Origin of the sequence: Kitasatospora saccharophila, from assembly GCF_039529925.1 — a bacterium.
Classification (GTDB): domain Bacteria; phylum Actinomycetota; class Actinomycetes; order Streptomycetales; family Streptomycetaceae; genus Kitasatospora; species Kitasatospora saccharophila.
In genome coordinates this window covers 1-26,163 of the sequence record NZ_BAAANS010000085.1, presented here as the reverse complement: position 1 = coordinate 26,163, position 26,163 = coordinate 1, and the positions used below count along the sequence as shown (strand labels likewise).

The following is a 26,163-nucleotide window of genomic DNA, read 5'->3' as shown; positions in this document are numbered from 1 at the left end:
TTCCAGGCAGTCACACCGAGCCCGGCCGCCGCAGCGGCATGACCCGATCACTGGGCGTCACCACCCCGGCTTGACAATGCCATTGGGAATCTCCTTCCGGTGGTCGGCCACGGCGGCCAGGTCCCGCCAGGCCGCCTCCGGCCTGCGGGTCTCCTCCGGGTCGCCGTGGTAGGGGTCGAGGACCACGGCCCGCGCGCCCAGCGCGCGCAACTGCCGCAGGTCGTCCAGCACCTGCTCCGGGGAGCCCGTCCCGGCGGGTCGGTCGGGACCGCCGACCGGCCCCGGGGTCAGCCGGAACGCGATCCGCGGGGCGAAGCCGGGCAGTGCGTGCGCGGCGAGGACGGCCCGCATCGCGGGCAGGGTCAGCCGCAGCGGGTGCCAGGCGTCCCCGAACCGGGCGACCCGGCGCAGCGCGGCCGGGCTGTGCCCGCCCACCCAGAGCGGCACCCCGGCCGGCCCGGACTCGCGCAGCACCCGCAGGCACCCGTCCGTCCGCCGCCCGCGCTCGGCGAACGGCACCCCGAGCGCCGCGAACTCCTGCCGGGCCCAGCCGCTGCCCACGCCGAGCACCAGGCGGCCGCCGCTCAGCCGGTCCAGGCCCGCGACCATCCGGACGGTCAGCAGCGGGTCGCGGTACGGCAGCACCAGCACCGTGGTGCCCAGCCGCACCCGGGTGGTCAGGGCGGCCAGCCAGGACAGCGTGGTGAACGGCTCGTGGAAGGGCTCCGGGTAGCGCTCGGCCACGTCCGGGGTGACGGCCACGTGGTCGGACACCATCAGCAGGTCGTACCCCAGCCCCTCGACGGTCCGGGCCCACTCGCGCAGCACGCCGGGATCGGTGCCGGGGCCGAAGTTCGGTACGTTGACGCCCAGTTGCATGCGGCGAGGCTATCCGCGCGGAGCCCGGCCGGTGAATGGGCGATCCCCGGCGTTCGGCCCCTTCCGCCGTGGATCCACCGGTAGCATCGCCGGATGGCCGGGGACCTCGACGACATCGACTGGGCGATCATCGGACAGTTGCAGGCGGACGCCAGGCTGCCGATCAGCGAACTGGGGCGGCGGGTCAACCTCGGCGCCTCGGCCACCGCCGAACGGGTGCGCGCGCTGGAGGCCCGGGGCGTCGTCACCGGCTACCACGCGGCGGTCGACCTCGCCCGGATCGGCTACCCCGTGCTGGCCGTCGTCCGGCTGAAGTACCCCGGCAGCCACCACCAACCCCTGCACCGACTGCTCGCCGAACGGCGTGAGATCCTGGAGTGCCTGCGCACCACCGGCGACGACTGCTACACCCTCAAGCTCGCCGCCACCTCCATGGAGCACCTGGAGACCCTCGTCGACGAGCTCTGCGCCTTCGGCTCCACCACCACCAGCGTCGTCTACCGCCAGACCCTCCCCTACCGGGGCCCGGCCCGCCCCCGCTGAGCCCCGCCGCAGCGGCTCCTCACGGCCGGGGCGGCAGCGGCGGTCGGCGCAGGTCGGGGCGGGGGGTGTCGCGGGGCGGGGGAGCGGCGGCGGGGGTCGCGGCGAGGAGGGTGAGGGCGAGGTCGACGGCGGCGGCGAGGTCGGTGTGGTCGCCGCGGGCCCAGTCGTGGGGGGTGCGGACGACCTCGACGTCGGGGTCGACGCCGCGGTTCTCGATCGAGAAGCCGATGCCGTCGGTGAACCAGCTAGCGTTCTTGGGGACGGAGATCTGGGTGCCGTCGCCGAGCGCGTGCCGTCCGGTCATGCCGACCACGCCGCCCCAGGTGCGGGTGCCGACGACGGGGCCGAGCGCGAGGGCCTTGATGGCGGCGATGATGACGTCGCCGTCGGAGCTGGTGGCGTGGTCGGCGAGGGCGACGACCGGGCCGCGCGGGGCGTCCCGGGGCCAGCGGACGGGCTGCCGGCCGCGGGTGAAGTCCCAAGCCAGGACGCGGCGGTGGAGCTTCTCCAGGACGAGTTCGGAGACGTTGCCGCCCGCGTTGCCCCGGACGTCCAGGACGAGCGCGGGGCGGGCGAGTTCGGAGCGCAGGTCGCGGTTGAACTGGGCCCAGCCGGAGCCGCCGAGGTCGGGGATGTGCAGGTAGCCGCAGACGCCGTCGCTGAACTCCCGTACCAGGTGCCGCCGTCTGGCCACCCAGTCCTGGTAGCGGATGGGCCGTTCGTCGGTGAGCGGGGTGACCGCGATCCGCCGCACCCGGCCGTCGTGCCGGACGGTCAGTTCGACCGTGGTGCCGCCGGTGCCGGCCAGCAGCGGGGTGGGGCCGCGGACCGGGTCGGGCGGGCGGCCGTCGACGGCCAGCAGTTCGTCGCCGTCGTGCAGGCCGTGGCCGGCCAGCGGGGCGCGGGCCTTGGGATCGGAGGACTCGCCGGGCAGGATCCGGTCGACCAGCCAGCGGCCCTCCGCGTCGCGGTGGGCGTTGGCGCCGAGCAGGCCGAGCGGCTGCTGGGCGATGGCGGGGCCCTCGCCGCGCCGGGACGGGGTGACGTAGGCGTGCGAGGTGCCGAGTTCGCCGAGCAGTTCGCGCAGCAGGTCGGCGAAGTCGTCGGGGGAGGCGATCCGTTCCAGCAGCGGGGCGTACTGCTCGGTGAGGGCGGGCCAGTCCAGGCCGCACATGCCCTCGTCCCAGAACTGGTCGGCGACGATCCGGGCCGCCTCCGCGTAGGACTGCCGCCACTCGGCGGCCGGGTGCACGGTGTGGGTGATCCGGCGCAGGTCGACGGGGAGCGGGGCGCCCGGGGCGGCCAGCGGGTACAGCTTGAGCGCGCCGGCCGAGAACACCGAGACCGCCGAGCCGTCCGCGGAGACCGCGAAGCCGTCGAGCTGCTCGACCAGGGTGCTGCGGCGGCCCCGGGCCAGGTCGAAGTGCTCCAGGGCGGGGCGCCCCGAGGTGTCCTCCGGGTTGGCGAAGGTCTGGCCGAGGGCGCCGGAGATCGGCCAGCGCAGCCACACCACGCCGCCGCGCACCGCCGCGGTCGCCGAGTACTTGGAGGCGATCACCGGGAACGGCACCAGCCGCTTGCTCAGCCCCTCCTCGTCGACGTGCACGGTGCCGTCGCCGGTGGCCTCCTCCGGGTCCAGGCCGACCGGCGGGCGGCCCTCGGCGGGCGAGGCGAACGGGGACGGGGTGCCGGCGGCCAGCGGGACGAGGTACGGGCGGCAGCCGAGCGGGAAGGACAGGTCGCCGGTGTGCACGTCGTGCACCGGGTCGAAGCCCCGCCAGGACAGGAACACCAGGAAGCGGCCGTCCCGGGTGAAGACCGGGTGCTCGTCCTCGAACCGGCCGCCGGTGACGGCGACCTTGTGCTCCGGCCGGTCGGTGCGGGCCAGCCGGATCGCCCGCAGTGACCGGCCCGCGACCGGTTCGGACCAGGTCAGCCAGCGCGAGTCGGGGGAGAAGGCCGGGCTGGAGACCGGGCCGAACCGGGACGCGGCGACCTCGGTGACCGTGCCGTCCGCGGTGTCCACCAGCAGCAGTCGGCCGTCCGAGCAGGCCACCGCCAGGCGCCCGCCGTCCGGGGCGGCGGCCAGCTCCTGCACCCGGCCGATCCGGCCGCCGGCGATCCGCCGGTGCGGGGGGTGCTCGTCCGCGGCGTCCGGGCCGGACAGCGCGTCCTTCCCGGGCGGCGCGTCCTTGCCGGGCAGCGCGGCCAGCTCGATCGCGTCCGCGCCGTCGGCGTCGGTCACCCAGGCGGCCCGGTTGCCGTAGCCGAGCACCAGCGGCAGCCGGCAGCGCACGCCCGGGGTGTCGGCGAGCACCCGGGCCGGGCCGTCGCGGTGGGTCAGCCAGTACAGCGAGCCGCGCACGTTCAGCACCCCGGCCCGGCCGGTGGCGTCGCAGGCCAGGTCCTTGACGTTGTTGGCGGCGCTGACCTGGTACGGCCGCCGCCCGGCCCGGGCGCCGCCCAGCGGGACGTCCAGCCGGCGCGGGGCGGGGGCGTCCAGCGAGTCGAGCAGCCAGAGGTCCCCGGCGTGCTGGTAGACCACCCGGACGCCGTCGCTCGCCGCCTCCCGGGCGTAGTACGAGGCGTGGTCGGTGTGCCGGCGCAGGCCGGTGCCGTCCGGGCGGACCGAGTACAGGTTGCCGACGCCCTCGTGGTCGGAGAGGAACGCGATCCGGGTGCCCTCGGCGCAGACCACCGGCATCGGCGAGGCCAGGTGCCCGGGCAGGCCGGGCAGCAGCAGGTCGTGGTCCACCCAGAGCCGGCCGGTCGCGCCGCCCCGGTAGCGCTTCCAGAACGCGGGCTCGTGCGGCGCCGCGTCGGTCAGCAGCACCGTGCGGCCCGCGCCGACCTGGGCGTCCGCGACCGGCCCCCACGGCATCCGCCGCCCCGGCGCGCCGTCCGCCGGCAGCTCCCACGCCCAGGCGTAGTGCGCGAACGGCTCGTGGTACGAGGTCACCGCCAGCACCTCGCCGTTCGGCAGCCAGCCGCGCACCCGGGTGTCCTGGCTGCCCCAGTACGTCAGCCGGACCGCCTCCCCGCCGTCCACCGGCGCGGTGAACACCTCGGGCGTCAGCGCGAACCAGCTGGTCCAGGCCAGTGCGGTGCCGTCCGGCGACAGCCGGGGGTGGCTCACCCTGGTCCGGTCCGCGCTCACCCGCCAGGCCCGCCCCACCGAGCCGTCCGCCGCCAGCGGCGCGGCCCAGACGTCGTCCTCGGCGGTGAAGGCGAGCAGACCGCCGCGTACATGGGGGTACCGCAGGTATCCGGACACCCCTCCATGGTTCGATCGGCGGCCGGGGCCCGCAAACGCGGCCCCGTGGCCGGCGGGAGGGGAACGCGGTGGAGGCACCGGAGCGGCTGCGGCGGATCTGGGCGGGGAGCTGGCGGTACCGGCGTACGGGCCGCGGGTGGCGGAGGTGTTCGACGAGCCGGCGGGGTACCGCTTCGACCTGTTCGGGCCGGAGGAGGTCGCCGCGGACACGGCGGCGCTGAAGCGCGAGGCGGCGGACCCGGAACTGCGCCCGCTGTGGATCGAGCCGGGGACCGGCGTCGACCCGGAGCGGATCTGGCTGATCGGCTCCCTGGGCGCCGACCTGCCGATCGCGCTGGACTTCCGGACCGAACCGCCCCGGGTGCTGTTCCTCGCCGTGCCAGGCTGGCGGGTGGTGGCCGAGACTTCGACGCGCTCTGGGAGCTGCTGACGGCCGGTCAGTGAACCGTGCTCCCCCGTCCATTGACAGGGAGGAGCCACAGCCGCTTCAGTGGTCTAGTCCAACTCCCTGGGTGGGTGCCGGTGCGGCGGCACGCCCCCGGCCGGGAACCCCACAGCCCGGCGGACGGAGGAGGGCGTCCCCCACACAGAGGCAGGAGCATCCCCACATGCACACTCCCCGGAAGAAGCGGCTGCTCGCCGCCGGAACGGCCTGGGCGGTCGCCGCCGCGGGCGCCGTCGCGCTCAGCTTCGGCCTGGCCGGATCGGCCTCGGCAGGCGAGTTCCTGGTCAACGGCGGTTTCGAGACCAACGCACTGAGCCCCTGGACCTGCACCGGCGCCACCGGCTCCGTGGTCACCGGCCACGCCCACACCGGCAGCTACGCGCTCGCGGGCGCCGCGTCCGCGTCCGACACCGCCCAGTGCACCCAGACCGTCGCGGTCGCCCCCAACACCACGTACACCCTCAGCGCGTACGTCAACGGCGCCTACGTCTACCTCGGCGTCAACGGCGGCACCTCGACCTGGACGCCGAGCACCGGCGGCGCCTACCAGAAGCTCTCGGTCAGCTTCACCACCACCGCCACCCAGACCTCCGCCACCGTCTTCACCCACGGCTGGTACGGCCAGGGCACCTACTACGCGGACGACGTCTCGCTGGACGGCCCCGGCGCGCCCGCCTCGCCCTCCGCCAGCGCGTCCCCCTCCAAGTCGGCCTCGCCGTCGCCCTCCACCTCGGCCTCGCCCTCCACCTCGGCCTCGCCGTCGACCTCGGCCTCCGCGTCGCCGTCCACCTCGGCCAGCCCGTCCACCTCGGCCAGCCCGTCCACCTCGGTGCCGCCCACCAGCCCGCCGCCCGCGGGCAGCCACGCGCTGGTCGGCTACCTGCACGCCAGCTTCGCCAACGGCGCCGGGTACCTGAAGATGGCCGACGTCCCCGACAGCTGGGACATCATCGACCTGGCCTTCGGCGAGCCGGACTCCATCACCGGCGGCACCATCCACTTCAACCGCTGCCCGGTCACCGAGTGCCCGGGCGTCGAGTCCGACGCCGACTTCAAGGCGGCCATCGCCGCCAAGCAGGCCAAGGGCAAGAAGGTCCTGCTGTCGATCGGCGGCCAGAACGGCGAGGTGCAGCTCACCACCACCGCCGCCCGCGACAACTTCGTCAACTCGGTCTCCGCGATCATCGACAAGTGGGGCCTGGACGGCCTCGACATCGACTTCGAGGGCCACTCGCTGTCGCTGAACACCGGCGACAACGACTTCAAGAACCCGACCACCCCGGTGATCACCAACCTGATCTCCGCGGTCAAGACCCTCAAGGCCAAGTACGGCGCGAAGTTCCAGCTCACCATGGCGCCGGAGACCTTCTTCGTCCAGCTCGGCTACCAGTACTACGGCTCGGGCCCCTGGGGCGGCCAGGACCCGCGGGCCGGCGCCTTCCTGCCGGTCATCTACGGCCTGCGCGACGACCTCACCCTGCTGCACGTCCAGGACTACAACTCGGGCTCGATCATGGGCCTCGACAACCAGTACCACAACATGGGCAGCGCGGACTTCCACATCGCGATGACCGACATGCTGCTCACCGGCTTCCCGGTGGCCGGCAACACCAACAACATGTTCCCGGCGCTCAAGCCCTCCCAGGTCGCGATCGGCATGCCCGCCAACACCTACGCGGGCAACGGCTACGTCGCCCCGTCCGTGGTCAACCAGGCGCTCGACTGCCTCACCAAGGGCACCAGCTGCGGCTCCTACGCCCCGCGGGCCGGCAAGCAGCCGAACCTGCGCGGCCTGATGACCTGGTCGATCAACTGGGACAACTACAACAACAACGAGTTCTCGAAGAACTTCCACAGCTACTTCGGCTGAGAGTCGGCACGGCAGTGACGGAGCCGGTCGCCCCCGCGGGGGTGGCCGGCTCCGGTCGTCGTGTGTGCGGGGGAGAGCGGCTGGCGCCGGGCCGGGAGGAGTGGAGGGGGCTGAGACCCGGCGCGGCAGTGACGGAGCCGGTCGCCCCCGCGGGGGTGGCCGGCTCCAGTCGTCGTGTGCGGGGGAGCGGCCGGCGCCGGGGCGGGAGGAGCGGAGGGGGCTGGGAGTCGGCACGGCGGTGACGGAGCCGGTCGCTCCTGCGGGGGCGGCTCCGGTCGTCGGGAGGGGCGGCGGGGAGCGGCCGGGCGGGGAACGCCGCTGGTCGACCGGTCGGGGCGGCGCGCCTAGCCTGGGGGGAGGAGGTGATGGCGATGCTGGCAGACGCACCCCTGCTCGCGGTGATCCCGGTGACCGACCTCGAACGGGCCAAGCGGTACTACCACGACACGCTCGGGCTCACGCTCGCCCGGGAGAGCGCCGAGGAGGTGGTCTTCCGTTCCGGCAGCACCGAGTTCGGGGTGTACGAGACCCCGTACGGCGGACAGGCCGACCACACCCTGGCCAGTTGGAAGGTCGCCGACCTCGACACCGAAGTGGCCGAACTGCGCGGTCGCGGCGTGGTGTTCGAGGAGTACGACCTGCCCGGGCTGAAGACCGTGGACGGGGTCGCCGAGGCCGACGGCATGCGGGCCGCCTGGTTCAAGGACCCGGACGGCAACGTGCTGTGCGTCAACGAACTGCACGCGGCCTGAACGGACCGGGAAACGCGAAAGGCCCCCCGGTGAAGGGGGGCCTTTCGCTGTCTGTGCGCCGCCAGGGACTCGAACCCCGGACCCGCTGATTAAGAGTCAGCTGCTCTAACCAACTGAGCTAGCGGCGCCTGCTGACGGAGAGAACATTACCTGGTCAGCGCCCGAAACACACAATCGGCCCGGCCGGGGCCCGGACGTATGCTGAAGCCGGCGCACCCCGCACCTGCCGAGAGGAACCACCGTGGGCCAGCTGACCCTGCTCTTCCTGGTCCTGCTCGCCTCGGTGGTCACGATGCCACTGGCCCGCCGGAGCAGGATCCCGCAGCCGGTGCTGATGACCATGGTCGGACTGGTCTTCGCGATCGTCCCGCAGATCCCCAACGTGCAGATCAACCCCGAGTTCATCCTGCCGCTGGTGCTGCCCCCGCTGATCTTCGCGGTGGCCCGGCGCTCCTCGGTCCGCTACTTCAAGGCCAACATCCGCTCCATCCTGCTGCTGGCCGTGGCCCTGGTGGTGGTCACCACCACCGCGGTGGCCGGCGTCTTCAGCTGGCTGGTGCCCGCCGCCCCGCTGGCCGCCGCGGTCGCGCTGGGCGCGCTGGTCTCCCCGCCCGACCCGGTCGCCGCCGTCGCGGTGGCCGGCGAGGTCGGGCTGCCCCGCCGGCTGACCGCGGTGCTGGAGAGCGAGGGCCTGTTCAACGACGTCACCGCGATCGTCATCTACTCGCTGGCCGTCGAGGCCGTCGTCGACGGCGACCTGTCGGTGGGCCGGGCGGTGGAGCGCTTCCTGCTCTCCGCGGTGGTCGCGGTCGCCGTCGGCGTCGGACTCGGCTGGCTGAACGCCAAGATCGCCGGGTTCCTGGACGACCCCACCCAGCAGGTCGCGCTCAACCTGCTCGTCCCGTTCGCCGCCTACGCGCTCGCCGAGGAGGCGCACGGCTCCGGCGTGCTGGCCGTCGTGGTCTGCGCGCTCTACCTCGCCGACCGGGCCTCCGACGCCGACGAGGTCTCCTACCGGCTGGTCGGCAACGCGTTCTGGGAGATCGTCGAGACCCTGATCACCGGCGTCGCGTTCGGCCTGATCGGCCTGGAGCTGTCCACCGTCCTGCAGGACGTCAAGGACACCTGGCACACCATGCTCGGCGACACCGCGATCGTCGTCGGCGTGGTCGTGCTGCTGCGCCTGCTCTGGCTGCTGCCCGCCGCCTGGCTCTCCAGGCGGGTCACCCACGGCGAGGAGGACACCCCGATCAGCTGGCGGGAGACCGTCGTGCTCTGGTGGTCCGGCATGCGCGGGGTGGCCACCGTCGCCCTCGCCCTCGGCATCCCGCTCGCCCTGCACGACGGACTGCCGTTCCCGGCCCGCAGCGAGATCGTCTTCATCGCCTTCAGCGTCGTGCTGTTCACCCTGGTCGTCCAGGGCCTCACCCTGCCGTACGTGGTCAAGCTGCTCGGCCTGGACGACGCCCACGACGAGCACGAGACGGCCGTCCGCGAGCTGTGGTGGCGCGCCGCCAAGGCCGGACTGCACCGGCTCGCCGAACTGGAGGAGGAGGACCAGCTCCCGGCCGAGATCACCGAACGGCTGCGCGAGCGCCAGCACGACCGGCTCGCCCGGCTCTGCCCCGAGAAGTACGAGGAGGAGGAGGCGCTGGAGGCCAAGCGCCGCGGCAAGCAGTGGCGGCAGGCGTTCGCCGTCGAGCAGGAGATGATCGCCGCCTCCCGCCGCGAGGTCCTGGTCGCCCGCGGCGAGGCCGGCGCCGACCCCGAGGTCGCCGACCGGGTGCTACGCGCGCTCGACCTCCAGTCGGCGCGGAAGTGACGTCCCGTCGACCTCCCGTGGTGGACCGACGGCCCGCCGCCCCCAGGGCATAGGGTTGGGGCGGGCAAGGCCGTCGACGGAGCCGGCACACGCACGCTTACCCGCCGGACCAGCGCAACCCTCCCGCCGGAACCTGCCGGTACCTGCACCCCCGTATGACCCTAGGAGCACACCGATGTCGGAGACCCCTGCCAACGGCCGGACCCCGTTGGACCGCACCCCGCAGTGGGCCGCGCTGGGGAAGCACCGGGCGGACCTGGGCGAACAGCACCTGCGCGGGCTGTTCGCCGCCGACCCCGACCGCGGCACGCGCTACACCCTGCGGGTCGGCGACCTCTTCGTCGACTACTCGAAGCACCTGGTCACCGACCGCACCCTGGAGCTGCTGCGCGAACTCGCCGCCGCCACCGGCGTCGCCGAACTGCGCGACGCCATGTTCCGCGGCGAGAAGATCAACAACACCGAGGACCGCGCCGTCCTGCACACCGCGCTGCGCGCCCCCCGGGACGCCGTCATCGAGGTCGACGGCGAGAACGTGGTGCCCGCCGTGCACGCCGTGCTCGACAAGATGGCCGTCTTCTCCGAGAAGGTGCGCTCCGGCGCCTGGACCGGCCACACCGGCAAGCGGATCCGCAACGTCGTCAACATCGGCATCGGCGGCTCCGACCTCGGCCCCGCGATGGCCTACGAGGTGCTGCGCTCCTACACCGACCGCGACCTGACGGTCCGCTTCGTCTCCAACGTCGACGGCGCCGACCTGCACGAGGCCGTCCGCGACCTGGACGCCGCCGAGACGCTGTTCATCGTCGCCTCCAAGACCTTCACCACCATCGAGACCGTCACCAACGCGGTCGTCGCCCGCGGCTGGCTGCTGGAGCAGCTCGGCGCCGGCGACGAGGCCGTCGCCAAGCACTTCGTGGCGCTGTCCACCAACGCGCAGGGCGTCGCCGACTTCGGCATCGACACCGCCAACATGTTCGAGTTCTGGGACTGGGTGGGCGGCCGCTACTCCTACGACTCGGCCATCGGCCTCTCGCTGATGATCGCGATCGGCGCCGAGCGCTTCCAGGAGATGCTGGCCGGCTTCCGCCTGGTCGACGAGCACTTCCGCACCGCCCCCGCCGAGGAGAACGTGCCGCTGCTGCTCGGCCTGCTCGGCGTCTGGTACGGCGCGTTCTTCGACGCCCAGGCGCACGCGGTGCTCCCGTACTCGCACTACCTGTCGAAGTTCACCGCGTACCTGCAGCAGCTCGACATGGAGTCCAACGGCAAGTCGGTCGACCGCGACGGCAACCCCGTCGACTGGCAGACCGGCCCCGTGGTCTGGGGCACCCCCGGCACCAACGGCCAGCACGCCTACTACCAGCTGCTGCACCAGGGCACCAAGCTGATCCCCGCCGACTTCCTCGGCTTCGCGAAGCCGGTCGCCGACCTGCAGCCCGCCCTGGTCGCCCAGCACGACCTGCTGATGGCCAACTTCTTCGCCCAGACCCAGGCGCTCGCCTTCGGCAAGACCGCCGAGGAGGTCGCCGCGGAGGGCGTGCCCGCCGAGCTCGTCCCGCACAAGACCTTCCGCGGCAACCACCCCACCACGACCGTCCTGGCCACCGAGCTGACCCCGCACGTCCTCGGCCAGCTGATCGCCCTCTACGAGCACAAGGTGTTCGTCCAGGGCGCGGTCTGGAACATCGACTCCTTCGACCAGTGGGGCGTCGAGCTCGGCAAGGTGCTCGCCAAGAAGATCGAGCCGGTCCTGCTCACCGGCGAGGGCGCCGAAGCGCTGGACGCCTCGACCGCCAACCTGGTCGACCGCTACCGGGAGCTGCGCGGCCGGTGAGAACGGCGGGCCCGCATTCAGGGGCTCGGGGAACGGCGAGTCCGTGCTGCTGACGGCCGGAGCCCATCGGAGGTTCGTGCTGCTGCGTGCAGTGACAGGAACCGGAAGCCGATGCGCGCTCCGGCCGTGCACCGTCAGCAGACCGGGGCTCGCCGTTCCCCGAGCCCCTGGTGGTGCTCGCTCATGTGACCCGCGCCAGCAGGGACTCGGCGTGCGCGGTGACCAGTTCGCGGGCCAGGGCGGGGTCGGGGACGGCGAGGGCGCGGGCCAGGGCGAGGTGTTCGGCGTGGTCCCGCTCGGCGCGGGCCGGGGTCGCGGTCGCGGCGGCCGAGACCCGGACCTGCCGGTCCCAGAGGGTCTCGTAGAGGGCGGTCAGGACCGGGTTGCCGGCGGCCCGCAGCAGGGTGAGGTGGAAGTGGCGGCCGGCCTCGACGGGGTGCGGGTCGCGGTGCTCGCAGGCGGCGACCAGCTCCGCGGCGGCGGCCGTCAGCGCCTCGGGGCCGCGGGCGGCGAGGGTGTCGACCGCCGCGTGCTCGAACTGGACCCGGGCGGCCAGGACGTCGCGGGCCTCGCCCGGGGCGATCGGGACGACCTGGGCGCCGCGCTTGGGGTACAGGCGCAGGAAGCCCTCGGACTGCAGGCGCAGGAAGGCTTCGCGGACGGGGGTGCGGGACAGGCCAAGCTCGGTGGCGACCACGCCCTCGGAGAGCAGCGTGCCGCCCGGCCAGGTGCCGTCCAGCAGGCGGGTGCGGACGTGCTGGTAGGCCCGGTCGGCGGTGGGCAGGGCTTCGGTCGTCACCCGGTCATTCTGTCACGCCTCCTGGCTTGCATCTAAGCTTGCATCTATGATGCGGGCATGCCCCCGAACGCCCCGCGCTCCCGCACCGCCCTGTTCGTCACCTGCCTGAACGACACCCTCTTCCCCGGCACCGGCCGGGCCACCGTCGCCCTGCTGCGCCGCCTCGGCGTCGAGGTCGACTTCCCGGCCGCCCAGAGCTGCTGCGGCCAGATGCACTTCAACACCGGCTACCGCAAGGAGACCGCGAAGCTCGCCCGGCACTTCGTGGACACCTTCGCCGGGTACGAGGAGATCGTCGTCCCGTCCGCGTCCTGCGCCGGGATGCCCGCCGAGGCGTACCCGCTCGCCGCCGAAGCCGCGGGCGACCCCGGGCTGGCCCGCGCGGTGGCCGAACTCGCGCCCAGAGTCGTCGAGTTGACCGAGTACCTGACCGACCGGCTGGGAGTCGAGGAGGTCGGGGCGTACTTCCCGCACCGGGTCACCTACCACCCCACCTGCCACAGCCTGCGGGCCACCGGGCTGGGGGAGCGGCCCTACCGGCTGCTGCGCGCCGTCCGGGGCATCGACTTCGTCGAACTGCCCGCGCAGGAGGAGTGCTGCGGCTTCGGCGGCACCTTCTCGGTGAAGAACCCGGCGGTGTCCGGCGCGATGAACGGCGACAAGGCCCGGCACGTGCGGGAGACCGGGGCGTCCGTGCTGGCCGCCGTCGACAACTCCTGCCTGATGAACATCGGCGGCCGGCTCACCAAGGACGGCCACCCGGTGCGCACCCTGCACCTCGCCGAGATCCTCGCCCGCACCGAACAGGACGGGCCGCTGCCCGGCCTCCCCGTCGCGGAGGCCGTCCGATGAGCAGGTCGTTCCTGGGCTGGCCCGCCTTCCCCGAGGCCGCCGCCCGCGAGGTCGGCAACCGGCAGCTGCGCGAGAACGTCCGCCGCGCCACCCACACCATCCGCGGCAAGCGGGCCGTGCTCGCCGCCGAACGCCCCGACTGGGAGCAGCTGCGCGACAGCGCCGCCGCGATCAAGGACCGGGTGCTGGCCGGCCTGGAGGGGTACCTGCTGCAGGTCGAGGAGAAGGTCACCGCGGCCGGCGGCACCGTCCACTGGGCCCGGGACGCCGCCGAGGCCAACCGGATCGTCACCGACCTGGTCCGGGCCACCGGCGAACGCGAGATCGTCAAGGTCAAGTCGATGCTCACCGAGGAGATCGGCCTCGACGCCGCCCTCGAAGCCGCCGGGATCAGCGCCCGCGAGACCGACCTCGCCGCCACCATCGTCCAGCTCGGCGACGACCTGCCCTCGCACGTCGTCGTCCCCGCGCTGCACCGCAACCGCAGCGAGATCCGCGAGATCTTCGCCCGCGAGATGGGCCGGCACGGCCGCCCCGCCCCCGAAGGGCTCACCGACGACCCCGCCGAACTCGCCGAAGCCGCCCGGCTGCACCTGCGGGAGAAGTTCCTCGGCGCCAAGGTCGCCGTCTCCGGCGCCAACTTCGTGGTCGCCGAGACCGGCACCCTGGTCGTCGTCGAGTCCGAGGGCAACGGCCGGATGTGCCTCACCCTCGCCGACACCCTGATCTCCGTCGTCGGCATCGAGAAGACCGTCCCCGACTGGCAGGACCTCGAAGTCTTCCTGCAACTGCTGGCCCGCAACGCCACCGGCGAACGGATGGCCCCCTACACCAGCACCTGGACCGGCACCACCGCCGACGACGGCCCGCGCGACTTCCACCTCGTCCTGGTCGACAACGGCCGCACCCGCGCCCTCGCCGACCCGGTCGGCCGCCAGGCCCTGCGCTGCATCCGCTGCGGCGCCTGCATGAACACCTGCCCCGTCTACGAGCGCACCGGCGGCCACGCCTACGGCTCGGTCTACCCCGGGCCGATCGGCGCGATCCTCAACCCGCTGCTCAAGGGGACCGACGACCCGCAGACCGCCTCGCTGCCCTACGCCTCCACGCTGTGCGGCGCCTGCAACGAGGTCTGCCCCGTCCGGATCCGGTTCACCGACGTGCTGCTCGACCTGCGCGCCCAGGTCGCCGACGGCGGCCGGCACCCCGTCGAACGGGCCGCGCTGAACACCGTCGGCGCCGTGATGGAACGCCCCGCGGCGTGGAAGGCCGCCGTCAAGGCCGCCGGACTCGTCGGACCGCTGCTGCCCGCCCGCACCCCCGTCCCCGGCTGGACCGACAACCGGGCGCTGCCCGACGTCCCCAAGGAGTCCTTCCGCAGCTGGTGGAAGCAGAACGAAGGAGAACGGGCATGACCGACACCGCCCGCGCGGAGATCCTCCGCCGGATCCGCGCCGCCGCCGTCCCGCCCGCCCCCGAACCGCCCCGGCACTACCTCCGGCACGCCCCCGGCCTCGACCCCGACGACCGGGAGGCGGTGCTCGCGCTGTTCGCCGAACGGCTGGAGGAGTACGGCGCCCGCGTGCTGCGCGCCCCGCGGCCCGCGGCGGCCGTCGCCCGGGCGCTCACCGAGGAGGGCGCCCGCAGCCTGGTCGTCCCCGACGGACTGCCCGCCGACTGGACCGCCGGATGGGACGGCCGGGTACGGATCGACCGCCCGCCGCTCGACAAGGCCGAACTCGACGCCACCGACGCCGTCCTGACCGGCTGCGCGGCCGCCGTCGCCGACTCCGGCACGCTCGTCCTCGACGGCGGACCCGCCCAGGGGCGCCGCGCCGCGACCCTGCTCCCCGACCTGCACGTCTGCGTGGTCCGCGCCGAACAGGTGCACTCCGCGCTGCCCGGCGCGCTCGCCCGGCTCGACCCGGCCCGGCCGCTCACCTTCGTCAGCGGGCCGTCCGCCACCGCCGACATCGAGATGATCCGGGTCAAGGGCGTCCACGGCCCGCGCCGGCTCGCGGTCGTCCTGCTGGACTAGGCCCTAACCGCCCGGCGTGGGCGAGGCCGTCACCGCCGGGCGCGGGGCCGGGCCGTGCTGCGCCGTGTACACCAGGCCGAAGCCGAGGCCGGCCGCCAGTGCCACCGCACCCGTCCAGGCCAGCACCCGCAGCAGCAGCCGCCGGTGCCGCTCCCGCCGGTGCGCGCGCAGGGCGGCCGCCTCGGCCCCGGCGAGCTCCGCGTCGAGCCAGGCGGCCCAGTCGGAATGGAGATCGTCGGACGCCATGGAGCGGACATTAGCAGTCCTTTACGCACGCTCCGGGGGAGCGCGGCACGAACGGCGCAACGCGAGAGGCCCCCCGGTGAAGGGGGGCCTCTCGCTGTCTGTGCGCCGCCAGGGACTCGAACCCCGGACCCGCTGATTAAGAGTCAGCTGCTCTAACCAACTGAGCTAGCGGCGCCTGCTGACGTGGAAGACTCTAGCAGCGGCCGGGCCGGAGCCAAAATCGATTCCCGCCGGGACGGCACCTCCCGTTCAGCACCCGTTCGACACCGGGTCGCCGCCCTCCCGCACCCGCCCGCGGGCCGCCCGGACGCACGCCCACAGCACCACCGACGCCCCCGGCAGCCAGGGCTCGCTGGTGTCCGGCGCCACGATCCACCGGCTGGACGAGGCCTCCGGCGCGTCGATCGCCCGCTGCACCGGCGGCACCGTCACCGCGTCCCCCGCGCCGTGGCACAGCAGCGGCGGCACGTCCCGGGCCCACTCCTCCCAGGCGAGCAGCGTCCGCAGCCGGGACGCCGCCCCCGGCTGCACGAACAGCAGCGTCCGGCCCCGGTAGGTCGCCACCGGGCCGCAGCCCGGGCCCGAGGTCCACAGCTCGTCCAGCACCCGGCGGCCGAACACGGCCGGCAGGCTGATCACGTCGAACGCCCGGCCGCAGGGCAGGACCGCGGGCGCCCACGGCCGGGCCTCCCACAGGGCGCGCATGCTGCTCGGGTACTCGCTGGCGGAGGCGAGCCACGCCTCCCCGGCGACGCTGACGTACTCCACGGATTGATAGGTCCAGATGTCCACCTGGTCAGGGTGGACCGCTGGCGCGGGCGGCCGGGGAGAAAACGGCGTTCGCCGGACAGCGGGGGGTGCGGGGGCGTACCATCGCCCGCCGCATATGCCAGTGGCCTGGCGGACCCCCGGCGAGGGCCCCCGGCGGGCCTACTCCTCCGGGCCGCGGCGCTGCAGCGAACGGCCGTACTCGACCATCTTCACCGCGTAGTCCGCCGTCCAGTCGGCCCGCTCGGCGACCTGCTCCGGCGAGAGCGCGTCGAACCGGCGCGGATCCGCGAGCTGCGCTGCGGCGAGCGCCTGGAAGTCGGTGGCCCGCTCCGCCGCGGCCCGGAACGCCAAGGCCAACTCGGTCGAGCGCGACAGCAGTTCGGACGGATCGTCGATCGACTCCAGGTCGAAGAAACGCTCCGGCTCCGGTTCCGGACCGGGCGGCTCGAAGATCAACTCAACCGGCCGGATCCGCCGGGCCGGGCCCGGCACCGACGGAACGGCCGCCGGAACCGGCGAACCGCCCTGGTCGGACGCCTGCGGATGCGAGTCGGGCATGACGGGGCACCTCCGGGAGTGCGAGGGAAAGACGGCCGCCGTCCATTGTCGCGCGCGAACCGCCAGAACCGGAACGGTGCGCCCACGAGCGCTATTCCCTGCCGGGGGGCGCGAGGGAGCACCACCAGGGGCTCGGGGAACGGCGAGTCCGTGCTGCTGACGGCCGGAGCCCATCGGAGGTCGGGGCTGCTGCGTGTCTTTGACGGAACCGAAAGCCGATGCGCGCAACGGCAGTGAACCGCCAGCAGACTGGGCCTCGCCGTTCCCCGAGCCCCTGGCGGGGGCTCTCGCCGTTCCCCGAGCCCCTGATTGCGCATCCCGCCGTCTTTGCCTACAGGCGGACGCGGTGTTCGGCGAGGTGGGCGAGGACCGCGTGGTTGGCCTCCCAGCCGTCGGGGAACTTGACGGCGACGCCCAGCTGGACGGGTTCGGTGGCGGGGTGGTTGTCGAGGAGCTCGGGGATGCCGGCCCGGGCGACCACGATGCAGGCGTGCCGGTGGCGGGAGGCCAGCACGCAGAGGCGGCCGGTCTCCAGGTGGAAGGCGGTGGCGTCGGGGCGGCCGGAGAGCGGGTGCAGCACGACGGTGACGTCGTACTCGCGGCCCTGCAGGCGGTTCGCGGTGTCGACCGTGACGCACTCGCCGGCCGCCGGGTCGACCGGCACGCCCAGCCGGGCCAGCTCGGCGCGGACCGCGGCGGCCTGGTCCCGGTGCGCGGTGCCGACCGCGACCCGGCCGGGGGTGAGCGGGGCGCTGCCCTGCTCGGAGTGCGCGGTCAGCCCGCGCTCCAGCAGGCGGCGGACGGTGGCCGCGACGGCGGCGACCGCCTGGGCGTCGGTGCGGACGGTGTGCCGGGCGGGCAGTTCCAGCAGCGCCCAGCCGCTGGCCGCGGCCTCGTCGATCGCCGCGTCCACCGCCGAGCCGTCGCCGCGCAGGCCGGGCCGCAGGGTGCGGTCGTCCGGGCCGGTGCCGGAGCGGAACGGGGTGTAGGGGTAGAAGGCGGCGGAGACCAGCGGCGCCGCCGAGGCGGGCAGCCGCCAGGAGACCGGGAGGCGGTGCGGGCGGATCGCCGGGTTGTGGGCGAGCAGGGTGACCACCGCGGAGGAGGACGGGTCGTAGGACAGGCCCGCCCACTGGTCGGTGCCGACCACGGTGAACGGGTCGAGCTGGCCCGGGTCGCCGACGAACAGCGCCCGTTCGAAGAGCCGGGCGACGGCCAGCAGCGCGTCCGAGCGCATCTGGTACGCCTCGTCGACGATGGCCTGCCGCCAGGGCTGCTCGGTCCGCACCCACTGCCACTTGGCCGCGGTGGAGATCACCACGTCCTGTTCGAGCAGGTCGGCGACCTTGTCCTTGGCGGTGACGTTGGCGTGCCGCAGGGCCTCCGGGGCGGGCTTGGCGTCGCTCGCGTGCAGCCGGCCGATGCTCATCTCCGGGGCCTTGACCGCCAACCGGTCGACCAGGTCGTCGACCTGGCTGTTGGTCTGGGCGACGATCATCAGGCGCTCGCCCGCGCCGACCAGTTCGCGGGCCGCCCGCACCACCAGCGTCGACTTGCCCGCGCCCGGCGGGGAGTCGACCACGACGCCGCGCGGCGCACCCGGCGCGGGGCGCACCACCGCGTCGAGGATGCCCGCGACGGCCCGGTCGGCGGCCTCGCCTGGGGCCGGCTCCGGGGGCCGGCCGCCGGTGGGCGCGCCCTGGGGTTCGGTGAGGTTCATTCGGTGATCATTCCCACTCGTCCGCGCCGACCGGCGCATCCTCGACGGCCACCGGCGGGCCGCCGTGCGTCCACGGGGTGTCGGCGGGCTCCGGCAGCGGCGCGGACTGCCGGGGCGCCAGCTCGAACAGGGTGAACACCACGGTCGAGCCCGGCTCCGGGACGCTGCCCGGCTCCGGGTCCTTGCGGCGGCCCATGCCGGACAGCAGCCGCACCACCACCTCGCCCGGCCCGGACGAGACGATCTCGGCCCGCTGGGCGGGCTCCGCGTGCGCCCGGTGCACCTCGCGGCCCGGGTCGGCGTGCGGCCGGTCGCCGGTGCGCAGCACCAGCAGCGGGCGCGGCTTGGGGGAGCGGCCCTGCGACCACTCCGGCACGACGTCCACCACCTCGCCCACGAACGCCTCGCCCGCGAGCCGGCGCTCGGCCATCGCCAGCGGGTCGTCCAGCGCCTCCTGGATGTCCAACTTCGCCTGCTCGCGCTCGCGCTGGGCCAGCTTGCGGGCCGCCGTCACCGCGTCGTCCCGGCGCGGCTGCGGGGGCTCGCCCGCCGCGACCCGCTCCCGGTGCATGGTGAACGACCAGCGGTCGCCCTCCCAGCGGTCCGGCAGGTGGCCGGCGGCCGGGAGGGCGCGCAGCAGGTCGATGCCGTTCCAGACGTCGTGCCAGGCGGGCAGCGCGGCCGCGTGCAGCACCCGGGCCAGTTCGGCGCGCGCCCGCTCGACCAGGACGGCGGCCCGGCGGACCCCGGCGTCGTCCCGGGCGGCCTCGGCCCGCTCGCGCACCGCCACCGCCGCGTCGTGCCGCAGGATCGAGGGGGCCAGCACCCGTTCGTCGAACTTCGGGTCGGTGGTCGGACCGGCCGGCGGGTGCAGCAGCAGGCCCTCGCCGTCCCGGGCGGTCTCCACCCACTCGGCGGCGGCCGCGCCGAGGGCGGCCGGCTCCAGGCCGGCCGGCGGCAGGTGCCAGGCCAGCCGGGCGGCCAGGTGCTGGTCCTCCAGGTTGCTCTGCCCGGTCGCCCAGTGCCGGGACAGCAGGCCGGTCATCGCCAGCAGCATCGAGGAGCCCGGCACCTGCGCCCGGTCCGTCAGATGCGTCAACCACCGCCCCAGCAGCGGGACTTCGGTCGGCGACGGGAACTCGCCCGGGTCAGGGTCCTCGACCGTGCGGCGGAACCGGGTGGAGCGGCCCAGCAGCGCCAGGTGCGCCACGCCGCCCGCGTTCGGCACGATCAGCTGCGGCGCGTCCGCGCACAACTCCCGCACCACCGGCACCTTCTCGCCGCTCACCGGGTCCTTCTCGGAGCCCTCCAGCAGCTCCACCTCGTCCCCGAAGGACTCCAGGTACGGCACCACCTCACGGGCCACCGCGGCCAGGAACTCCGAACGCTGGGTGCGGTTCAGCGGCTGCGGCACGAAGTGCAGCCGGGGCTCCGCGCGGTCGGTGCCCAGCAGCACCGCCAGCGGGGCCCCCGCCTCGCCGGCCGCCGCCAACGGCACCAGCACCATCGGGCGCTCCGACAGGTGCCGGTGGCGCACCGTCGCCAACGGCTGGGCCCGCTGCTCCCGCACCGCCTCCAGCCGGGCCAGCGTGGACAGCAGGCTCACCGCACGCCGCCCGCCGCCAGCGCCTCGGTGCGCAGCCGGGCCGCGTACGCCAGCCGCTCGGCGGCCTCGTCCAGCCCCAACTCGCCCGCCAGTTCCGGCTCCAGGCCCGCCGCACCGCCCTGCCCGGCCGCCGCCAGCGCCTCCTCGACGGTGCGCAGCGAACCCAGCTCGCCGCGCACCCCGCGGCCCAACTGCTCCACCGCGCCCGCGCAGCGCGCCTGCGCACGGCAGTGGAAGCCCAGCTCGCAGGTGGAGATGCAGTCCGGGGCGTACGCGGCGGGCACCGCGGCGACCGCCTCGGCCAGCTCCCCGGCCGGGCGGGTCGGGGTGCCCGACTCGTCCCGGGCCAGGTCGAAGGTGACGCCCTCGGGCAGCGCCGCGAGCAGCTGCTCGATCCGCGTCATCCGGGACAACTGCCGCCGGGTGACCGCGAGTTCGCGCCGCACGTCGACCGGGACGGCGACCGGCTGGGCGGAGAAGTCCTTCGGGCAGACCAGCAGCACCGTCAACTCCGGCGCGCCGGGCAGCTCCTGGACGGCGTACGGGTCGGCGGACAGCGGCCGGCCGGCCAGCCGGGCCGCCGCCTCCTGCAGCGCCAGCACGTACACCGCGGCCTGCCGGGCGGCCGCGCCGACGTGCGCCGGATCGGCCGAACCGTCCAGCACCGGGAAGGACTTGATCTCCACCACGGTGCACCGGCCGCCGTGCACCACCAGCGCGTCCGGCTCCAGGTAGGCCGGGCTGCCCGCCACGTCCAGCCGCAGCAGCGGGTGGTCCAGCAGCGTCCAGGCCGCCGGGTCGGCGACGGCCTCGGCCAGCGCCGCCAGCGTCCGCTCCGCGCGGACGGCGGGGGAGGCGGCGGGCAGCAGGTCCGGCACCGAGGGCGAGGCGACCTCGTCCGCCGGGACGCCCAGCCGGCGGCGCAGCGGCTCCAGCAGCACCGCGTAGCCGTCCCGCTTCAGCCGGGACTCGAACAGCAGGCCGCGGCGGATCGCGAACGGCGACTGGCCGAACGGCGCGGGGCGGCCCAGCTGTTGGGCGAGCGCGATCTTGTCGACGCCCGCGGCGTCCAGCAGGGCGCGGCGGCGGCAGCCCGGATTGGCGGCGAGGGCGGCGAGGGCACGGGCGTCGAGGCTGCGCTGCGGCGCCGGGCCGCGCAACTCGGAGAGCCGCCGCAGCGGCGGGGTGGCCTGCCCCAGGTGCGAGACGTTCATGGTGCGGCCCAGTCTCGCACCCGGAGCCGACAAAGCGGAGCCCGGTCGTCGATCCGGCAGGTCGGGTGGGGGATCATGGGGCGGTGGCCCGCCAGGGCGGGCCGCCGAACCGCACCCCTTCGAACGAGGTACCCCATGCCCGCCCGCATCGTGCTGGTCCGCCACGGCGAGACCTCCTGGTCGGCCACCGGCCGGCACACCGGCCGCACCGACGTCCCGCTCACCGAGGAGGGCCGCGCGATGGCCCGCGCCCTCGGCGAACGCCTCGCCCGCGCCCCGTGGAACGGCCTGCCCGGCGCGACCGTCTACACCAGCCCGCTCTCCCGGGCCCGGGAGACCGCCGAACTCGCCGGATTCGGCGACCGCGCCGTCGAACGCCCCGAACTCCTGGAGTGGGACTACGGGCAGTACGAGGGCCGCACCGGCGGCGAGATCCGGGAGAGCGACCAGCCCGGCTGGCTGATCTGGCGCGACGGCGTCCCCGGCGGCGAGACGCTGGCCGAGGTCTCCGGCCGGGTCGACGCCCTGCTCGCCGAGATCAACGGGCGGCACGGCACCCCCGCACCGGACACCACCACGATGAACTGCGCCGACTGCGAGGTCGTCCTGTTCGCCCACGGCCACCTGTTGCGGATCCTCACCGCCCGCTGGCTCGGCCTGCCCGCCGAGTACGCCCAGCGGCTCAAGCTCGGCACCGCCGCGCTGTGCGTGCTCTCCTGGGAGTACGGGCTGCCCGCCGTCGAGGTCTGGAACGACCACAGCCACCTGGAGAAGCTGGGGCACTGACGGCGCGTCGGCACCCGGGGCCGGGTGCCGACCTTCGCCCGGGCCGCCGCTCCGGGCTTCACCCGGGCCGCCGGTCGGGCAGCCGGTCAGGCCGCGGCTCCGGCCTCCGGTCAGGCCGTCAGTCAGGCCGCCGCCGCGTCGTAGCCGTCCAGGAAGTCCCGGACCTCCGGCACGGCGGCGTGCCCGCGCAGCCGTGCCGCGGTGTGCGCCAGCATGCCGCGGACCCGCGCCGAGCGGACCTGGCCGAGCAGCGCCACCGCCGCCGAACCGTGCGCGGCCGCGCCCGGCAGGTCGCCCCGGCCCAGCCGGTCGTGCGCCAACTCGGCGGTGTACAGCACCCGGTTGCGGACGAAGTGCGGCTCCTGGAGCCCTATCGCCCGCTCGGCCCGGGCGCTGGCCCGGTCCCACTCGCCGAGCGCCGACCAGCACTGCGCCTCCTGCCCGGCCAGCTCCGCCTCGCCGAAGAAGGACATCCACTCCGGGTCGGCGTCCGGCCGCTCGCCCCGGTCGAACAGCGCGTACGCCCGGGCCAGCGCCCGTTCGCAGGCCGAGCGGTCGCCGAGCAGCGCCCAGCCGCCCGCCTCGCGCAGCGCCAGCAGCGACAGCAGCCGGTCCGAGCCCAGCCCCTCCGCCGCGGCCTGCCCGGCCTGGGCGGCCCGCAGCGCCTCCCGGGGGCGGCCGGCGTCCCGGGCCAGGAAGGCGCTGTTGCTGAACACGTGCGCCTCCAGGTGCGGGTCGCGGGCCATCCGGGCGGTGGCCAGCGCCTCCGAGTAGAACGACCTGGCGTCGGTGAGCCGGTTCGAGTCGTGCGCCAACCAGCCCACCGAGATGGCGAGTTCACCGGCCCCGCACTGCAGGCGGCGCTCGGTCGCGGCGTTGTAGTCGCCGTCGTTGAGCAGCACGTAGGCGCTGCGCAGCGACTGCCCGGCCAGCTCGAACAGGGCGTCCGCGCCGTGCGCGTCGTCCAGCAGCCGGATGTCGCGGACCGCCTGCTCGACCCCCTGCACCTCGGCGGCGCCGACCCGGCGGCGCTCCGGCAGGGGGACGGCCGCGGGCGGCGGCACCGCGGGCGGCGGGGCCTGGTCCAGGCCCAGCACCGCCGCCAGGGCGGTGGGACCGCCGTTCAGGAACGTGCGGCGAAGCACCTCGTCGTTCTCCTCGTCAGACCGGTGCGGCGCGTCCGGCGGATCTGCCGGGACGGACGGTTCGGTGGTCGTCGGTGCGCGGCGGCGGACCGCCGTGCGGGGTGCGAACCCGAGCTCCGCCAGCGAGCGCTCCGGCCACATGTGCCGGAACACCCGCTCGTACGCGTAGTTGGGGCAGCGGATCTCGCCGGACTCGACCCGTCCGACGTAGCGCGCGTCGCAGGACACGTGTTCGCCGATCTCCCGGGCCGCCCGCCGGACCAGGGTGGCGAACTCCCCGGGGGAGAGGCCCCCGCGCAGCTCGCGCATCGCCTGGTTGGGGACGGGCGCCGGGCGGGGCCCGCCGGTTCGGGTGGCTGCCATGCTGCACTCCGAGGTCGTGCCGGGGTGGTCGCGCCGCCTCCCGGGGGAGGGCCGCCGCGTCGCCAGAACAGTACCGGCAGTCACCGTGCGAACACGGGCGGTTGCCAGGAGCTGTGCGGTCAATTGCGGACAATCCGGACGGAGTTGCTGCGTTGTGCCATGAAATGCCATGGCTTGCTGTATCGGAGGCCGTGGCCTGGTGACCGGCTTCCGCGTTGTCCTGGTACATGGACACCGGCGGTACGGGCCCCCTCCCGCACCGGCCCCCCGTCGCACGACCGGGTGACGGAGCGGCGCCCGGTTTCCGCGCGACCCGAGGCGACAGGAGGTCCCCCATGGCCACCGGAGTTCCCCAGTACCGGCGTCCGGCCGTCCCCGCCGTGGCGCCGCCCGCCCCGGTGGGCTCCTCGGCCAGCCGCGTGGTCCGGTACGACACCGTCACCGTCCAGGTCCGGCACGGCCTGGAGGCGGTCGACATCCTCCGGCTCCGGCGCGCCTGCGGGGCCGTCCAGCAGACGGCCGGCGGCAACGCCGTCGCCTTCCTGGTCCCGGCCGGCACCGCGCTGCGCTGGCACCTGACCGGCTCCGCCTGCACCCCGGGGGCCGAACTGCTGCCGCCCACCGATCCGCGCTGGATCATCCCGCCCTCCGGTCCCCAGCCGCACCCCCGCCCCACCGACGCCTGGGTGCTGCGCTCCGCGCTCTGCGAAGCCGCCACCACGCTCACCGCGGGCGGCCTCGGCCCGCTCTGAGCGCGCCCGGCGGGTCGGCTGACGATTCGTCAGAGAACTTGCCCGACCGGTGAGTTGGCATGCAAGCGTCGTCTCGGTGGGTGGACCTCCCGACCCCGCAGCGGGCAGCGTCCGTCACCCACCGTCGCGGACCGGCCGCTTCGGTCCGCGAGGTCGGCCGCCCCGGGCCGCCACGGGCTGCGACGACGGGTGCCACGGGCCGCGATAATGGACGCCATGGGCCGCCCACGCACCACCCCCGCCTCCACCGTCCCCGGCCGTGCGCACGGCCAGGGCCCGCTCACCGCCGCCGTCGCCTCCGGCACCGCCGAACTGCGCCCCGACCGCGACCGGCCGCACGCCTGGGAACTCCTGCTCGACGGCGCCCCGCAGTCCCTGGTCGACCTCGCCGACCCCACCCACCTCGGCTTCGCCTACCAGCGCCGGATCGGCCACCTGATCGACCTCGCCGCCCCCGCCCGGCAGCCGCTCACCGCCCTGCACCTCGGCGGCGGCGCGCTCACCCTGGCCCGCTACACCGCCGCCACCCGGCCCCGCTCCCGCCAGCAGGTCGCCGAGATCGACACCGAACTGACCGACCTGGTCCGCACCGAACTGCCGCTCGACCGCGGCTGGCAGATCAAGGTGCGCGGCGGCGACGCCCGCGCCGTCCTGGAACGCACCCCCGACGACTCCACCGACCTGGTCGTCACCGACGTCTTCGCCGGCGCCCGGGTCCCCGCGCACTGCGCCACCACCGAGTTCGTCCGGCACGCCGCCCGCGCCCTCACCGGCGCCGGCCACTACGCCGCCAACACCACCGACGGCGGCGCGCTCGCCTTCGCCCGCGCCCAGGCCGCCACCCTGCTCGCCGTCTTCCCCGAGGTCTGCCTGATCGCCGACCCCGCCGTGCTGCGCGGCAAGCGCTTCGGCAACCTCGTCCTGCTGGCCGCCCACACCCCGCTCCCGCTCACCGACCTCACCCGCCGCCTCGCCACCGACCCCGCCCAGGCCCGCCTGCTGCACGGCCGCGACCTCACCGACTTCACCGCCGGAGCGGCCCCCGTCACCGACGCCGCCGCCGTCCCCTCCCCGGCCCCGCCGCCGCGCGCCTTCGACTGACGCCCCGGCGGCTGTCGCGGTCAGCGCCGCAGCGCGGCCGGGTCGAGGTCGAACGGGAACGGCTCGGTGAGGGCCGTGGACTCACCGGGCTGGACGGTGCGGTCGAGGTAGCCGCTGCCGTCGGGGGCCAGCCGGCCCAGGTGCAGGCGCGGTGCGGGGTCGAGGTCGAGGCGCCAGTAGTGCGGGATGCCGGCGGCGGCGTACAGGCCGGGCTTGGTGCGGCGGTCGATGACCCGGGTGGACGGCGAGGCGATCTCGACGGCGACCACGACGTCGTCTGCGTGCAGGGTCGCCCCGGCCCCGGCGGTCGCGGCGGCGTCGGCGATCACCAGGTCGGGGATCAGCAGGCCGTCCGGCACGAGCACGTTGACGGCCTCCAGCACCTCGAACGGGGCGGGCGCCGCGGCGCTCAGCGAGGCGGCGAACCGGGTGGCCGCGCGCTGGTGGGGGACGCTCTCGCGCGGGCTCAGCAGCAGGGCGCCGCCGAGGAGTTCGACGCGGTGGTGGGTGTCCTCGGGCAGGTCGAGGACTTCGTCGACGGTCCAGGGGCCGGTGCGGGGGTGCCCGGGGCGGCTCAGTGGTTGCCGCCCGGGAGGCCGCGGTGCTTGTACATGGCGGCGGCGGTGAGCAGCAGTCCGGCGGCGGCGGTGAGCAGGACGGCGACGGCGTTCTCGCCGGGCGGGCGGGCGGTGGCGGCGGTGAGGGCGAGCGGGTCGGGGACGCCGGGGGCGGGCCGGGGCGTGGCGGCGGGGGTGCCGGGGGCCGGGGCGGGGCGCGGGGCCGGGGCGAC

General features: G+C 75.0%; 23 protein-coding genes, 2 tRNA genes and 1 pseudogene. 12 read left to right on the top strand and 14 right to left on the bottom strand.

Annotated features, from left to right (window positions below; all coding sequences use genetic code 11):
- Window positions 1–57: 57 nt before the first annotated feature.
- On the bottom strand, window positions 58–879 hold the full coding sequence (locus ABD345_RS36355; RefSeq protein ID WP_344558623.1) for an LLM class flavin-dependent oxidoreductase: 822 nt from the start codon (window positions 877–879) through the stop codon (window positions 58–60).
- 93 nt (window positions 880–972) lie between these two features.
- On the opposite strand from ABD345_RS36355, the gene ABD345_RS36350 reads away from it, so the two are divergent.
- Complete coding sequence (locus ABD345_RS36350) at window positions 973–1,422, top strand: Lrp/AsnC family transcriptional regulator (protein WP_344558622.1); 450 nt, start codon at window positions 973–975, stop codon at window positions 1,420–1,422.
- 19 nt (window positions 1,423–1,441) lie between these two features.
- Here ABD345_RS36350 and ABD345_RS36345 read toward each other — a convergent pair whose 3' ends face one another.
- Entirely contained in the window at window positions 1,442–4,696 is a 3,255-nt protein-coding gene (locus tag ABD345_RS36345; RefSeq protein ID WP_344558621.1) for a S41 family peptidase, read from the bottom strand.
- Window positions 4,697–4,832: 136 nt separating this feature from the next.
- Here ABD345_RS36345 and ABD345_RS36340 point away from each other — a divergent pair, with 136 nt between their 5' ends.
- The 3 genes from ABD345_RS36340 (at window position 4,833) to ABD345_RS36330 (ending at window position 7,763) form a co-directional block, all read left to right on the top strand.
- Window positions 4,833–5,126, top strand: a complete 294-nt coding sequence (locus ABD345_RS36340) for a hypothetical protein (protein ID WP_344558620.1) — start codon at window positions 4,833–4,835, stop codon at window positions 5,124–5,126.
- Window positions 5,127–5,304: 178 nt separating this feature from the next.
- Window positions 5,305–7,011 (top strand): chitinase, encoded by a 1,707-nt coding sequence (locus ABD345_RS36335; protein WP_344558619.1) that lies wholly within the window; start codon window positions 5,305–5,307, stop codon window positions 7,009–7,011.
- 365 nt (window positions 7,012–7,376) lie between these two features.
- Complete coding sequence (locus ABD345_RS36330; protein WP_344558618.1) at window positions 7,377–7,763, top strand: VOC family protein; 387 nt, start codon at window positions 7,377–7,379, stop codon at window positions 7,761–7,763.
- A 54-nt stretch (window positions 7,764–7,817) separates the two neighbouring features.
- Here the strand turns inward: ABD345_RS36330 and ABD345_RS36325 are convergent.
- A tRNA-Lys gene (locus tag ABD345_RS36325) sits at window positions 7,818–7,891 on the bottom strand.
- Between the two features lie 113 nt (window positions 7,892–8,004).
- Here ABD345_RS36325 and ABD345_RS36320 point away from each other — a divergent pair.
- Both ABD345_RS36320 and pgi read left to right on the top strand, forming a co-directional pair.
- Window positions 8,005–9,585 (top strand): Na+/H+ antiporter, encoded by a 1,581-nt coding sequence (locus ABD345_RS36320; RefSeq protein WP_344558616.1) that lies wholly within the window; start codon window positions 8,005–8,007, stop codon window positions 9,583–9,585.
- Window positions 9,586–9,760: 175 nt separating this feature from the next.
- Window positions 9,761–11,422, top strand: coding sequence for a glucose-6-phosphate isomerase (pgi, locus tag ABD345_RS36315; protein ID WP_344558614.1), 1,662 nt, complete (start codon window positions 9,761–9,763; stop codon window positions 11,420–11,422).
- Between the two features lie 181 nt (window positions 11,423–11,603).
- Here the strand turns inward: pgi and ABD345_RS36310 are convergent, their stop codons facing one another.
- Window positions 11,604–12,221, bottom strand: coding sequence for a GntR family transcriptional regulator (locus tag ABD345_RS36310; protein ID WP_344558612.1), 618 nt, complete (start codon window positions 12,219–12,221; stop codon window positions 11,604–11,606).
- A 57-nt stretch (window positions 12,222–12,278) separates the two neighbouring features.
- Here ABD345_RS36310 and ABD345_RS36305 point away from each other — a divergent pair, with 57 nt between their 5' ends.
- Genes ABD345_RS36305 through ABD345_RS36295 form a run of 3 tightly spaced genes read left to right on the top strand, consistent with a single transcriptional unit; the run spans window position 12,279 to window position 15,111 of the window.
- Window positions 12,279–13,073, top strand: coding sequence for a (Fe-S)-binding protein (locus ABD345_RS36305; protein WP_344558610.1), 795 nt, complete (start codon window positions 12,279–12,281; stop codon window positions 13,071–13,073).
- Window positions 13,070–14,488: a LutB/LldF family L-lactate oxidation iron-sulfur protein gene (locus tag ABD345_RS36300; protein ID WP_344558608.1), complete on the top strand. Its 1,419-nt coding sequence runs from the start codon at window positions 13,070–13,072 to the stop codon at window positions 14,486–14,488. Before ABD345_RS36305 ends, ABD345_RS36300 begins: the two co-directional genes overlap by 4 nt.
- On the top strand, window positions 14,485–15,111 hold the full coding sequence (locus tag ABD345_RS36295; protein WP_344558606.1) for a LutC/YkgG family protein: 627 nt from the start codon (window positions 14,485–14,487) through the stop codon (window positions 15,109–15,111). Before ABD345_RS36300 ends, ABD345_RS36295 begins: the two co-directional genes overlap by 4 nt.
- Window positions 15,112–15,114: 3 nt before the next feature.
- Here the strand turns inward: ABD345_RS36295 and ABD345_RS36290 are convergent, their stop codons facing one another.
- From ABD345_RS36290 to ABD345_RS36260, 7 genes are all read right to left on the bottom strand, one after another.
- Entirely contained in the window at window positions 15,115–15,357 is a 243-nt protein-coding gene (locus ABD345_RS36290) for a hypothetical protein (protein WP_344558604.1), read from the bottom strand.
- Between the two features lie 101 nt (window positions 15,358–15,458).
- Window positions 15,459–15,532: transfer RNA gene (locus tag ABD345_RS36285), tRNA-Lys, on the bottom strand.
- 74 nt (window positions 15,533–15,606) lie between these two features.
- The gene (locus ABD345_RS36280) at window positions 15,607–16,149 is read right to left on the bottom strand and encodes a bifunctional DNA primase/polymerase (protein ID WP_344558602.1); all 543 of its coding nucleotides are present in this window, start codon (window positions 16,147–16,149) and stop codon (window positions 15,607–15,609) included.
- A 138-nt stretch (window positions 16,150–16,287) separates the two neighbouring features.
- On the bottom strand, window positions 16,288–16,686 hold the full coding sequence (locus ABD345_RS36275; protein WP_344558600.1) for a hypothetical protein: 399 nt from the start codon (window positions 16,684–16,686) through the stop codon (window positions 16,288–16,290).
- 331 nt (window positions 16,687–17,017) lie between these two features.
- Entirely contained in the window at window positions 17,018–18,406 is a 1,389-nt protein-coding gene (locus tag ABD345_RS36270; RefSeq protein ID WP_344558598.1) for an AAA family ATPase, read from the bottom strand.
- 7 nt (window positions 18,407–18,413) lie between these two features.
- Entirely contained in the window at window positions 18,414–20,012 is a 1,599-nt protein-coding gene (locus ABD345_RS36265; RefSeq protein WP_344558596.1) for a hypothetical protein, read from the bottom strand.
- Window positions 20,009–21,226, bottom strand: a complete 1,218-nt coding sequence (locus ABD345_RS36260) for a hypothetical protein (protein ID WP_344558592.1) — start codon at window positions 21,224–21,226, stop codon at window positions 20,009–20,011. The genes ABD345_RS36265 and ABD345_RS36260 overlap by 4 nt, the downstream gene beginning before the upstream one ends.
- Window positions 21,227–21,361: 135 nt before the next feature.
- Between ABD345_RS36260 and ABD345_RS36255 the strand changes: the two genes are divergently transcribed.
- Window positions 21,362–22,012, top strand: a complete 651-nt coding sequence (locus ABD345_RS36255) for a histidine phosphatase family protein (RefSeq protein WP_344558590.1) — start codon at window positions 21,362–21,364, stop codon at window positions 22,010–22,012.
- A 122-nt stretch (window positions 22,013–22,134) separates the two neighbouring features.
- On the opposite strand, the gene ABD345_RS36250 is transcribed toward ABD345_RS36255, so the two are convergent.
- Complete coding sequence (locus ABD345_RS36250) at window positions 22,135–23,520, bottom strand: NsdA family TPR-like regulatory protein (protein ID WP_344558588.1); 1,386 nt, start codon at window positions 23,518–23,520, stop codon at window positions 22,135–22,137.
- A 335-nt stretch (window positions 23,521–23,855) separates the two neighbouring features.
- Here ABD345_RS36250 and ABD345_RS36245 point away from each other — a divergent pair, with 335 nt between their 5' ends.
- Window positions 23,856–24,272 (top strand): hypothetical protein, encoded by a 417-nt coding sequence (locus ABD345_RS36245; RefSeq protein ID WP_344558586.1) that lies wholly within the window; start codon window positions 23,856–23,858, stop codon window positions 24,270–24,272.
- Between the two features lie 216 nt (window positions 24,273–24,488).
- Window positions 24,489–25,373, top strand: coding sequence for a spermidine synthase (locus ABD345_RS36240; protein WP_344558584.1), 885 nt, complete (start codon window positions 24,489–24,491; stop codon window positions 25,371–25,373).
- A 20-nt stretch (window positions 25,374–25,393) separates the two neighbouring features.
- Here ABD345_RS36240 and ABD345_RS36235 read toward each other — a convergent pair whose 3' ends face one another.
- Together ABD345_RS36235 and ABD345_RS36230 are read right to left on the bottom strand one after the other, a co-directional pair.
- A complete protein-coding gene (locus ABD345_RS36235) occupies window positions 25,394–25,951 on the bottom strand; it encodes a Uma2 family endonuclease (RefSeq protein ID WP_344558624.1) in 558 nt (185 codons plus the stop codon).
- Window positions 25,948–26,163 (bottom strand): annotated as a pseudogene (locus tag ABD345_RS36230) (hypothetical protein); the annotation flags it as partial. The gene ABD345_RS36235 and the pseudogene ABD345_RS36230, both read right to left, overlap by 4 nt.